A 12,059-nucleotide genomic window follows, 5' to 3' on the forward strand; every position below is an offset into this window, starting at 1 on the left:
TTTGCCCGCGTTAGGGATAGTAGCGGCATCCTTTTTTGAAGCATGAAAAAAAGATATAGCGAATAGCCCGACCCGACAGGGTAACGCCCAAATAAATAAAATTTGAAACACCCATTAAAACATATTATTGTACCTAACTACACAACTGAAAGTGGTGCGGTTGTTCCTGAAATAAAATTGAGTTTCCAGGTTTTTGGTAAACCGCTTGGAACGGCGCCTATAGTTTTGGTTAACCATGCACTTACTGGTAATAGTAATGTTGCTGGCGATGATGGTTGGTGGAAAGATTTAATAGGCGACGATAAGGTTATTGATACCAAATTGTATACGGTGTTGGCCTTTAATATTCCAGGGAATGGTTTTGATGGTTTTGTGATTGATAATTACAAAGATTTTGTGGCTAGAGATGTTGCGAAATTGTTTTTAACAGGATTAAAAGAATTAAAAACGGGTACTGTTTTCGCAACTATTGGAGGTTCTCTGGGTGGTGGTATTGCTTGGGAAATGGCCGTATTGCAACCTAATTTCACGGAGCATTTGGTGGTTGTAGCAACCGATTGGAAATCGACAGATTGGTTAATTGCCAATTGCCAGATACAAGAACAATTCTTGTTAAATTCTAAACACCCCGTGCATGATGCTAGAATGCATGCCATGTTATGTTATCGCACGCCAGAGTCTTTTAAAGAGCGTTTTCAGCGTTCAAAAAACGACGATTTAGAAATCTTTAATGTAGAGAGTTGGCTGTTGCACCATGGAAAAAAACTGCAGGAACGTTTTCAGCTTTCGGCTTATAAATTAATGAATCAGTTGTTAAAAACGATTGATGTGACTAAAGGCAGGTCGAGTAATTTTAATGTGCTTGAAAATATTGAAGCCAAAATTCATATTATTGGCGTCGATTCTGACTTGTTTTTTACCGCCGAAGAGAATCGTGAAACCCATAAACAATTGGCTTTAACGCATCCTAATGTTACTTATAATGAAATTCATTCGGTACATGGGCATGATGCCTTTTTAATGGAATACAGCCAGTTGGAAAAAATAATAGAAGGCATTTTTGTGCCACATTCTAAAAGAAAACCTATGAAGGTATTAAAGTTTGGAGGAAAATCTTTAGCCAACGGAAAAGGCTTAGATACGGTACTTTCAATTATTAAAAATAAAGTGGAGTCTGGAGAGCGTAATAGTATTGTTGTTTCTGCAAGAGGCAACGCTACCGACGAACTAGATGCTATCTTAAATAAAGCACTAAAAGGTGAAGCTTATAAAGAAGATTTAGAGGCTTTTAAAAATTACCAAATAGAACCTTTGAAAACCATTGATTTTTCAAAAGAATTTATGGTTTTAGATAAGCTTTTTGAAGGAGTAAGTTTATTGCGAGATTACAGTAAAAAAACCAAAGACAATATTTTGGCCCAAGGCGAATTGCTTTCGGTAAAATTAATAACTGCTTTGTTAAAAGATCAAGGTATTGAGGCTCAAGCAACCGATGCTAGAGATTTAATAAAAACCGACGAAGCCTTTGGTAATGCACAACCTTTATCAAAATTATCTAAAGAAAATACGCTAGCTTATTTTAGTCAAAACAAGAATGTGGTTAATGTGGTTACTGGTTTTATAGCTTCCAATTTAAAGAACGAAACTACGACTTTAGGTCGTAATGGCAGCAATTATACAGCGGCTTTACTTGCTAATTTTTTAGATGCAGAAGAGCTTCAAAATTACACACATGTAAGTGGAATTTATACTGCCGACCCTGGGTTGGTTGCAGATGCGAAACAAATAAGAGAATTATCGTTTAGTGAAGCGAACGAATTGGCAAATTTTGGTACTTCGGTATTGCATGCCAAAACCATAATTCCTTTAGTTGAAAAGAACATTAACTTACGTATTTTAAATACCTTTAATCCTGATGATGAAGGGACTTTAATCACTGCTAGACCGAGTAATAAAGAGGTAACTTCTTTGTCTATTTTAGACAACGTGGCTTTATTGAATTTTGAAGGCCGCGGATTATTAGGAAAAATTGGAGTGGATGCCAGAATTTTTGGTGCCTTAAGTAAATACGGTATTAGTGTTAGTATCGTGTCTCAGGGATCATCGGAAAGAGGTATTGGTTTAATAATTGATGCAGACCAAGCTACTCAAGCCGTAATTGCTTTAGAGCGCGAGTTTGAAAGCGATTTCTACTCGCAAGATGTGAACAAAATTGATGTGGTTGATGATGTTGCTGTAATCTCAATAATTGGTATTGAATTAAGTTCGTTTCATAAGCCATTTAATGCATTGATTAAAAACCAAATTACCCCACTTTTATTCAATAATACGGTTACAGGAAAGAATGTGAGTTTGGTGGTTAAAAAATCGCAATTACACAAAGCGGTCAATGTGATTCATGGTGAAATTTTCGGTATTTCAAAGAAAATAAACATTGCCATTTTTGGTCATGGTGGTGTTGGTGGCGCATTAATCAATCAGATTTTAAAATCGAAAAATGATATTGAAAAACGCAAAGGCATCAATTTAAATGTGTTTGCCATTGCAAATTCGAAGAAATTATTGTTAGATAAAAATGGAGTAGCATCTGATTGGAAAAATGCTATTGCATCAAGTTCTTATGAAAGTTCAATTAGCGATATTATAACTTATGCTAAAAATCATCATTTAGAAAATTTAATTGCGGTTGATAACACCGCGAGTTCAACGTTTTATCAAAATTATATTCCTTTAATTGAGGCAGGTTTTGATTTAGTATCGTCAAATAAAATTGCCAATACCATTTCTCATGATTTTTATACAGAATTACGAGAGCAATTGGCAGTAAATAATAAGCAATACTTATACGAAACTACTGTTGGTGCAGGTTTGCCGTTAATTGATACTATAAAATTATTACATGAATCTGGTGAAAATATCACAAGAATTCGTGGGGTCTTTTCAGGAACATTGAGTTATTTATTCAATAATTTTTCAGTTGAAGACAAACCGTTTAGTGCCATTATTCAAGAAACCGTAGATAAAGGATTTACTGAGCCAGATCCTCGTGAAGATTTTTCAGGAAATGACGTGGCAAGAAAGCTATTAATTTTGGCAAGAGAGTTAGATTTGCAAAACGAATTTGAAAATGTTGAGGTCTTGAATTTAATACCAGAAGCTTATCGCGATATTTCAGTTGAAGAATTTTTATCTCAATTGCATGTGTTAGATGAGCAGTATCAACAAATAAAAGACAGTCAAGAGCCAGGTCATGTGTTGCGATATGTTGGCGATTTATCAGGAGATTTGTCTCAAGATAAAGGAAATTTGGAGGTGAAATTAGTTTCTATCCCAGAAGATAGTACCTTAGGGCACGTAAAAGGAAGTGACGCGATTTTTGAAATATTTACCGAAAGTTATGGCGAGCAACCAATAGTTATTCAAGGTGCTGGTGCAGGAGCAGAAGTTACTGCACGAGGCGTTTTTGGAGATATCCTAAGGTTGTCTAAGCATATAAATTAAAGTTAGGTTGAGCGCAGTCGAGACCTCATACAATAAAATGAAAGAGAATAAAAAACATTTCGAAACAGAAGCGATAAGAACCCAGTCTGAAACCACGCAGTTTTCAGAGCATTCTGTACCCTTGTATTTAACATCAGGATTTGTTTTTGATGATGCTGAAGAAATGAGAGCCTCATTTGCAGAAGAGAAGCAACGAGATTTATATAGTAGATATAGTAACCCTAACGTCAACGAGTTTGTAGATAAAGTGTGTTTAATGGAAGGGGCAGAAGCCGGTTTTGCTTTCGCAAGTGGAATGGCTGCCGTGTTTTCAACATTTGCTACCTTACTAAATGCTGGTGATCATGTTGTGTCTTGTAGTTCTGTGTTTGGAGCAACTCATGGTTTGTTTACAAAATACTTTCCAAAATGGAATATTGAATGTTCTTACTTTAACATCAATGAAGTTGAAGATATAGAAAGCTTAATAAAACCAAATACAAAGTTTATTTACGCAGAAACACCAACCAATCCTGGGGTTGATGTTTTAGATTTGGAGGCGCTGAGTATTATTTGCAAAAAACACAATCTCTTATTGGTGATTGATAATTGCTTTGCCACACCATATTTGCAAAATCCTATAAAATTTGGAGCAGATTTGGTAATTCATTCAGCTACCAAATTAATGGACGGGCAAGGACGTGTATTAGGAGGTGTAACTGTTGGCAAAAAAGAGCTCATTCGAGAAATTTATTTATTTTCAAGATTAACAGGTCCATCAATGAGTCCGTTTAATGCATGGGTCTTGTCTAAATCTTTAGAAACCCTAGCGATTAGAGTGGATAAACACTGTGAAAATGCCTTAAAATTGGCAACTTATTTAGAATCACATCCTAAGGTAAAATGGGTGAAGTATCCATTTTTAAAGTCGCACCCTAAGTATGATATTGCCAAAAAGCAAATGCGATTAGGCGGTAATATTGTCGCTTTTGAAGTTGAAGGAGGTATAGAAGCTGGAAGAACGTTTTTAGATGCCATTAAAATGTGTTCATTGTCTGCTAATCTAGGAGATACCAGAACCATTGTAACTCATCCGGCAAGTACAACGCATGCCAAGGTGGAGCCAGAAGTTAAAGCCGCCGCAGGTATCAGTGACGGTATGGTTCGCGTATCTGTAGGACTGGAGCATGTTGATGATATTATTAAAGACTTGAAACAGGCACTGGATTAGAAATCAAGTAATTAGCTTAATATTAATCTCTATTCTTTATAGGATAGAAATGACTTTTCTAAAATCGCTATATTAGCAAAATGCTATCTAAAAAAACTAAATACGGCTTAAAAGCACTTACTTTCATTGCGAGAAATGAAGGCGATATGCCTGTGCAAGTGAGTAAGATTGCAAAAAGCGAACAAATTCCTTCTAAGTTTCTTGAAGGGATATTGCTAACACTGAAAAAAGCTGGTGTTTTAGGGTCTAAAAAGGGAAAACACGGAGGGTATTACCTCAGAAAAGAACCTTCGGAAATTTTAATGACCGAAGTTATGCGCGTTTTAGAAGGCCCTATTGCTATGGTACCTTGTGTGAGTTTAAACTATTATGAAAAATGCGACGACTGCCCCGATGAACATAAATGTAGCGTTCATAAATTAATGATTGAAGTTCGTGATAGCACTCTTAAAGTATTTAGAAATACCACTTTGGCTGATTTGTCTAATACAAAGAGATAACAATTTCACAACAAACAAGTGCTTTTAAAAGAATATTTCGCACTTATTCCTTAAAATTTTTCATATTTCTAAAAAGTTTCCAAAATTCTTTTTTATGTAATAAAAAGTTTTACTTTTGTAATCCCTACTAAATCGATAGGATTAATATAAAACAATTAGAAATGTTTGCACAAATGTTAACAAAGGAAAAAGAAAAGTCGACTTATAAAGAGGATACTGCTAATGAAAAACCATTAAGAAGTGTGGTCAAATCACTTAGCTGGAGAACTATCGGAACTTTAGATACGATTTTAATTTCTTGGGTAATAACTGGGAAGCTAGACTTAGCATTTTCAATTGGCGGTATAGAGTTAGTGACTAAAATGGTATTATACTTTTTTCACGAACGCATTTGGAATTCAATTAAGTGGGGTAAATAAGATTACAATATGTTTACAGAAAGTCAAATAGAAGAATTAAACAAAAGTTTTGAAAAAGCTAAGCCATCTGAAATTATTCAGAAGGCTTTTGAGCTAAATAATAACGCAGTAGTTACTACAAATTTTAGACCCTACGAAGCAGCAATTTTACACGCTGTAAGTCTTGTGGAAGCTAAAATCCCTGTGGTTTGGTGTGATACAGGCTACAACACACCTCAAACTTATAAACATGCAGAACAGGTCATAAAAGATTTAAATTTAAATGTGTTTTTATATGTTCCAAAACAAACTTCGGCACACCGCGATGTAGTTATGGGTATTCCAACAGTTGATGCTCCAGAACATGCTTTATTTACAGAGCAAGTAAAATTAGAACCTTTTAAACGAGCCATGGAAGAGCATAAGCCAAACGTGTGGTTTACAAACTTGCGTCAAGGGCAAACAGCATTTAGAAACAGCATCGGTATTTTTAGTTTAAGTAAAGATGGCGTTTTAAAGGTAAGTCCATTTTATTATTGGTCTGATGAAAAATTAGACACTTATTTAGAAGAAAACAATTTGCCAAACGAGTTTAAATATTTCGATCCCACCAAAGCATTAGAAAACAGAGAGTGTGGTTTACACGCTTAAAAAATAGATTATGAAGAAAGACACATCACATATAAATTCGCTAGAAAACGAAGCAATCTATATCATGAGAGAAGTAGCAGCACAGTTTGAAAAACCAGTGCTTTTATTTTCAGGAGGAAAAGATTCAATTACTTTGGTAAGATTAGCTGTTAAAGCATTTTACCCTGCAAAAGTACCGTTTCCGTTAATGCATATAGATACAGGGCACAATTTCCCTGAGACTATTGAATTTAGAGATCGCTTGGTTAAAGAACTAGGTTTAGAATTAATAGTTCGTAATGTTCAAGATTCTATTGACGAAGGAAAAGTGAAAGAAGAGTCTGGTCGTTATGCCAGTAGAAATATGTTGCAAACAACAACGCTTTTAGATGCGATCGAAGAATTTAAATTTGATGCATGTATAGGTGGAGCACGTCGAGATGAAGAAAAAGCCAGAGCTAAAGAACGTATTTTTTCTGTACGTGATGATTTTGGTCAATGGGATGAAAAAAATCAACGTCCAGAATTATTCGATATGTTGAACGGCGAGATTGAGCACGGGCAAAACGTGCGTGTATTTCCAATTTCAAACTGGACTGAATTAGATGTTTGGTCTTATATAGAAAAAGAAAACATTGAAATTCCTTCAATCTATTTTGCACATAAACGTAAAGTGTTCTTAAGAGATGGTATGATTTGGTCTGCTGATGATGAAGTGGTTTATAGAGATGACCATGAAGAAGTTATAGAAGAAATGGTGCGTTTTAGAACCGTTGGTGATATGAGTTGTACTGCAGCTGTACTATCAGAAGCATCAACCATTGATAAAGTTGTTGAAGAAATTAGAGATTCAACAATTTCAGAACGAGGCGCGCGTATAGATGACAAACGATCTGAAGCAGCTATGGAAAAACGTAAACAACAAGGGTACTTTTAAAATTTTCTTTTGAAAATTTTGCCTTTAGCTTTTGGCGTTTAGCCTTTAGCAAAACAAATAAGAATTTAAAATAAGGTCTTTGGAATTAGCCAATAGCTAAAAGCCAATAGCCAACAGCCGATAAAAAATGGAAGTATTAAAAATTGCAACAGCAGGAAGTGTAGATGACGGGAAAAGTACGTTAATAGGTCGTATTCTTTATGATACAAAATCTTTAACTACCGATAAGTTAGAAGCTATTGAGAAAACAAGTAAGCAACGCGGATACGATTATTTAGATTTTTCGTTAGCAACAGATGGTTTGGTTGCCGAAAGAGAACAAGGCATCACCATTGATGTAGCGCACATCTATTTTTCTACAAAGAAAAAAAGTTACATCATCGCAGATACACCAGGCCATGTGGAATATACACGTAATATGGTGACTGGCGCTTCTACTTCGCAGGCTTCAATAATTTTAATAGATGCAAGAAAAGGGGTGATTGAGCAAACCAATCGTCACTTTTTCATTAACAATTTATTGAGAATTAAAGATGTTGTAGTAGCTATCAACAAAATGGATTTGGTAGATTATTCGGAAGAAGTTTACAATAAAATTAAAGCAGATTTCTCTGAATTAATGAGTAAGCGTGATTACCAAGACCAGAAAATCACTTTCATCCCAGTAAGTGCTTTAAAAGGAGATAACGTAGTAAACAAAACAGATAAAATGCCTTGGTATAAAGGTGAAGCCTTATTAGAGCATTTAGAGCAATTGGATAAAGCTGATATTTTTAATGTTGGTACACCGCGCTTCCCTGTGCAGTATGTTATTCGTCCGAAAACTGAAGAATTTCATGATTACCGAGGTTATGCAGGAAAAGTTTATGGTGGCGATTTAAGTGTAGGTGATGATATTATTGTGTTGCCATCGAAAACACGCTCTAAAATAAAAGATATTTATTTCTATGATGAGAAATACGAAACGGCTTCAAGACGCTCGTCTGTAACTATTACTTTAGAGAATGATATTAATGTAAGTCGTGGCGATATGATTGTAAAAGAAGGTGATTTACCAACAATCGATAAGCAATTTACAGCAAACGTTTGCTGGATGGATACCAATGAGTTAACACCTGGTGGCAAGTACGTTGTACAACATGGCATCAACAAAGTATTAGCCAAAGTGGAACGCATCAATCATAAAATCAATCCAGATTATTCTGGTTTTGAAAAAGGTGTAACTGGTTTAGCTATTAATGATATTGCTTCGGTAACGTTCAAATTAAATAAGCCAATTTTCTACGATCAATTTAAAAATCATAGAACGAATGGCTCGTTTATTATTATCGATACACAATCAAACAATACAGTAGGAGCTGGTTTTATCCAGTAAAACATAAATTAAAAATTCTTTTCTAATAAAGAAAAGGTCAGGTATAGCATGCGAAGTTTTGAAACAGAAATAGAAAATCCGATAGTCCAGAAAGACATCATTGAATTAGCCAATAAAATTGAGCTTTTTCATAATGGTAAAATTGATGAAGAAAAATTTAGAAGTCTTCGTTTGGCTCGTGGTGTTTACGGTCAGCGTCAAGAAGGCGTACAAATGATTCGTATTAAAGTACCATACGGTAAGTTAAAGAGTAATCAATTAAGAAGAATTGCTGCGGTGTCTGATGAATATTCTCGTGGTCGTTTACACATTACAACACGACAAGATATACAAATTCATTACGTAGATTTAGACAGAACTCCAGAGCTTTGGGCTGAATTAGAAAAAGATGAAGTAACGGTGCGTGAAGCTTGTGGCAATGTGGTAAGAAACGTAACGGCTTCTGAAACCGCAGGTATTGATCCAAACGAACCTTTTGATGTGTCTCCTTATGCAGATGCGCTTTACAAGTTCTTTTTACGTAACCCAATTTGTCAAGAAATGGGACGTAAATTTAAAGTGTCTTTTTCTTCGACTGACGAAGATACCGGGTTGTCATATTTACACGATATAGGATATATTGCTAAAACAAAAGATGGCGTTCGCGGATTTAAAGTGATGGTTGCAGGTGGTTTAGGCTCTCAACCAAGACATGCAGATGTATTATATGATTTCATTGAAACCGATAAAATAATTCCAATAATGGAAGGCGTTTTAAGAGTTTTTGATCGTTACGGCGAGCGTAAAAGTCGTGCTAAAGCGAGAATGAAATTCTTAGTAAAAGATATAGGTTTAGAAGCATTTAAAGATTTAATTGCAGAAGAACAAAAGGCCATTGAGTTTAAAAGTGTGGCAATAGACGCCGATGCTTATAAAGCTTCAAAACCAGTAGAGGTTGAAACTCCACAGGTTGAAATTAAAGACCAAGAGGCTTTTAATTTATGGAAATCAACAAATCTTATTCCACAAAAGCAAGATGGCTATGTTGCCATTGGAATAAAAGTGCTTTTAGGTGATTTTTATACGGACAAAGCCAGATTATTGGCTAATTTAGTAGATAATTATGCCGCTGGTGAGGTGCGTTTAACATTACGACAAAATATCGTAATACCTTTTGTAAAAGAAGATTTAGTGCCTTTCTTCTATCAAGAATTAGCGAAGTTAGGCTTCGTAGAGGCGGGTTATAATAAAGCAGTAGATATTACGGCTTGTCCGGGTACAGATACTTGTAATCTAGGTATTGCAAGTAGTACAGGTATTGCTGAAGAATTAGAGCGTGTGATAAAAGCAGAATATCCACAGTATTTAAAAAATGAGGATTTAGTTATTAAAATTAGTGGTTGTATGAATGCTTGTGGTCAACACAATATGGCACATATTGGCTTTCAGGGGATGACGATTAGAACACCAGATAAGTTGGTAGCACCGGCTTTACAAGTGTTGCTTGGTGGCGGTAATCAAGGTGATGGCAACGCAACTTTTGCAGATAAAGTGGCGAAAGTACCTAGTAGAAGAGGGCCAGAAGCTTTACGCCGAATCTTAAATGATTTTGAAGCTCATGCCAACGGAAAAGCATTTGTAGATTACTATCAAGAAAAAGGAGAACGCTATTTTTACGATCTATTGAATGATTTGCAAGATGCCACCAATTTAACTCAAGAAGATTTTATAGATTGGGGTGAGGATGAGAAATATGTAAAAGAAATAGGAATTGGCGAATGTGCTGGTGTAGTTATAGATTTAATTGCAACTTTGTTTTTTGAAAGTGAAGAGAAAATTGAAAATGCTAAAACTTCATTCGAAGATGGTGTGTATTCAGGAGCAATTTATTATGCTTACCAATCTTTGGTTAATTCCGCGAAAGCGTTATTATTAGCCGAAAACAAAAAAACAAATACACACGCTGGCATCATTTCTCAATTTGATGAGATATTTGTTGAAAGTGAAAAAATTAACTTAGGTACTTCATTTTCAGATTTAATTTATCAAATTAATAAAAATGCGCCTAGTAAAGAATTTGCTTTAAATTATATTACTAGTGCTAATAAATTTTTGGCGGCAGTGAGATCATTTAGAGAAACAGAACAAAAGAAATCGGCATAAGCGATATTTAAAATGAGTATTAATATCCCAAAATTAACAGTTGTAGGTGCAGGCCCTGGAGATGAAGATTTAATTACCCTTAAAGCAATTAAGGCAATTGAATCGGCGAATGTCATTCTATACGATGCGCTTATAAACGAATCTTTACTAAAATATGCTGCCAAAAGTGCGGAGCTTATTTTTGTAGGGAAACGCAAAGGATGTTATGCTTTTCAACAAGAACAAATAAATGAACTTATCGTCTCAAAAGCTAAAGAAAAAGGGCATGTGGTGCGCTTAAAAGGTGGTGATCCATTTATTTTTGGTCGTGGCGCAGAAGAGATTGATTTTGTGCGCCAATTTGGTTTAGAAACTTACGTGGTTCCTGGTATTTCGTCATCTATTGCGGTACCCGCTTATCAAGGTATTCCTTTAACAAAACGCGGTGCTTCAGAAAGTTTTTGGGTTATTACAGGAACAACTAAAAACCATCAATTGTCAGATGATATTGCTTTGGCTGCGAAATCAACAGCTACGGTAGTAATATTGATGGGGATGAGTAAATTATCAGAAATCGTTCAAATTTTTTCAAATGAAAATAAGCAGGATACTGCTATTGCTGTAATTCAAAACGGAACGCGAAACAATGAGAATGTTGGCATCGGAATAATAAGTACTATTGAAGATATAGTAGAAGAAAAACAATTAGCAAATCCCGCTATAATTATTATTGGTGAAGTTGTAAAACAACGTGCAGTTTTAGGTTCCATTTATAAAGAAGTGACTCAGGAGTAAATTATTATGGAAAGAAATAATTTATATCCTATATTTTTAAAAGCAAAAAGCTTGAATGTGCTTATTGTAGGAGGAGGAAATGTCGCTGAAGAAAAATTAACGTTCTTATTAAAATCAAGCCCTGACGCAAAGGTTACTATGGTGTCTCCTATGTTTAGAGAAGGTACCAAAGGAATTGCAAAAAAAGGTTGTGTAACTTTGGTTGAAGATATTTACAAAAAAAAGTATTTATTTGGCAAGCATATAGTGGTTGCAACGACAGATGTACCAGATGTAAATATTCAGGTTTGGAAAGATTGTCGTGCAGAAGCTAAATTGGTTAATGTGGCAGATAATCCACCATATTGCGATTTTTATATGGGAGGTATCGTAACTAAAGGCAATGTAAAAGTAGCGATTTCAACCAATGGAAAATCGCCAACAACTGCTAAACGTCTCAGACAGTTTTTCGAGGATGTTATTCCTGAAAACGTCGACGATTTAGTGAAAAATTTAAATGAATATAGAAAAACAATAAAAGGTGATTTCGAAGAAAAAGTGGAAACATTAAATGAATTCACCAAAGGATTAATACAAAAAAGAGAATCATAAA

At 35.0% G+C, this 12,059-nt stretch carries 10 protein-coding genes; all 10 read left to right on the forward strand.

Features of this window, described 5'->3' with window-relative positions:
* Positions 1-102 precede the first annotated feature (102 nt).
* On the forward strand, positions 103-3,501 hold the full coding sequence (gene thrA / locus BUA46_RS10650) for a bifunctional aspartate kinase/homoserine dehydrogenase I (RefSeq protein ID WP_019387739.1): 3,399 nt from the start codon (positions 103-105) through the stop codon (positions 3,499-3,501).
* A 37-nt stretch (positions 3,502-3,538) separates the two neighbouring features.
* Entirely contained in the window at positions 3,539-4,711 is a 1,173-nt protein-coding gene (locus BUA46_RS10655; protein WP_019387740.1) for a trans-sulfuration enzyme family protein, read from the forward strand.
* An 80-nt stretch (positions 4,712-4,791) separates the two neighbouring features.
* Positions 4,792-5,211 carry an RrF2 family transcriptional regulator gene (locus tag BUA46_RS10660; RefSeq protein WP_019387741.1) on the forward strand — a complete coding sequence of 140 codons (420 nt, stop codon included), beginning with the start codon at positions 4,792-4,794 and terminating at the stop codon, positions 5,209-5,211.
* A 161-nt stretch (positions 5,212-5,372) separates the two neighbouring features.
* Positions 5,373-5,630 carry a DUF2061 domain-containing protein gene (locus tag BUA46_RS10665; RefSeq protein ID WP_026010050.1) on the forward strand — a complete coding sequence of 86 codons (258 nt, stop codon included), beginning with the start codon at positions 5,373-5,375 and terminating at the stop codon, positions 5,628-5,630.
* A 9-nt stretch (positions 5,631-5,639) separates the two neighbouring features.
* A complete protein-coding gene (locus BUA46_RS10670) occupies positions 5,640-6,260 on the forward strand; it encodes a phosphoadenosine phosphosulfate reductase domain-containing protein (protein WP_019387743.1) in 621 nt (206 codons plus the stop codon).
* Positions 6,261-6,270: 10 nt separating this feature from the next.
* Positions 6,271-7,176, forward strand: a complete 906-nt coding sequence (cysD, locus tag BUA46_RS10675) for a sulfate adenylyltransferase subunit CysD (protein ID WP_019387744.1) — start codon at positions 6,271-6,273, stop codon at positions 7,174-7,176.
* 127 nt (positions 7,177-7,303) lie between these two features.
* Positions 7,304-8,551, forward strand: a complete 1,248-nt coding sequence (locus BUA46_RS10680) for a sulfate adenylyltransferase subunit 1 (RefSeq protein WP_019387745.1) — start codon at positions 7,304-7,306, stop codon at positions 8,549-8,551.
* A 48-nt stretch (positions 8,552-8,599) separates the two neighbouring features.
* Positions 8,600-10,693, forward strand: coding sequence for a HEPN domain-containing protein (locus BUA46_RS10685; protein ID WP_019387746.1), 2,094 nt, complete (start codon positions 8,600-8,602; stop codon positions 10,691-10,693).
* 12 nt (positions 10,694-10,705) lie between these two features.
* The gene (gene cobA / locus BUA46_RS10690; protein ID WP_019387747.1) at positions 10,706-11,467 is read left to right on the forward strand and encodes a uroporphyrinogen-III C-methyltransferase; all 762 of its coding nucleotides are present in this window, start codon (positions 10,706-10,708) and stop codon (positions 11,465-11,467) included.
* A gap of 6 nt (positions 11,468-11,473) precedes the next feature.
* Positions 11,474-12,058: a precorrin-2 dehydrogenase/sirohydrochlorin ferrochelatase family protein gene (locus BUA46_RS10695; protein WP_019387748.1), complete on the forward strand. Its 585-nt coding sequence runs from the start codon at positions 11,474-11,476 to the stop codon at positions 12,056-12,058.
* Position 12,059 lies beyond the last annotated feature (1 nt).

The organism is Algibacter luteus (genome assembly GCF_900141715.1).
GTDB classification, from domain to species: domain Bacteria; phylum Bacteroidota; class Bacteroidia; order Flavobacteriales; family Flavobacteriaceae; genus Arenitalea; species Arenitalea lutea.

Coding starts and splice junctions, on each gene's coding strand:
- BUA46_RS10655 (WP_019387740.1), top strand. CDS start 3,539: ATGAAAGAGAATAAAAAACATTTCGAAACAGAAGCGATAAGAACCCAG.
- BUA46_RS10660 (WP_019387741.1), top strand. CDS start 4,792: ATGCTATCTAAAAAAACTAAATACGGCTTAAAAGCACTTACTTTCATT.
- BUA46_RS10665 (WP_026010050.1), top strand. CDS start 5,373: ATGTTTGCACAAATGTTAACAAAGGAAAAAGAAAAGTCGACTTATAAA.
- BUA46_RS10670 (WP_019387743.1), top strand. CDS start 5,640: ATGTTTACAGAAAGTCAAATAGAAGAATTAAACAAAAGTTTTGAAAAA.
- cysD (WP_019387744.1), top strand. CDS start 6,271: ATGAAGAAAGACACATCACATATAAATTCGCTAGAAAACGAAGCAATC.
- BUA46_RS10680 (WP_019387745.1), top strand. CDS start 7,304: ATGGAAGTATTAAAAATTGCAACAGCAGGAAGTGTAGATGACGGGAAA.
- BUA46_RS10685 (WP_019387746.1), top strand. CDS start 8,600: ATGCGAAGTTTTGAAACAGAAATAGAAAATCCGATAGTCCAGAAAGAC.
- cobA (WP_019387747.1), top strand. CDS start 10,706: ATGAGTATTAATATCCCAAAATTAACAGTTGTAGGTGCAGGCCCTGGA.
- BUA46_RS10695 (WP_019387748.1), top strand. CDS start 11,474: ATGGAAAGAAATAATTTATATCCTATATTTTTAAAAGCAAAAAGCTTG.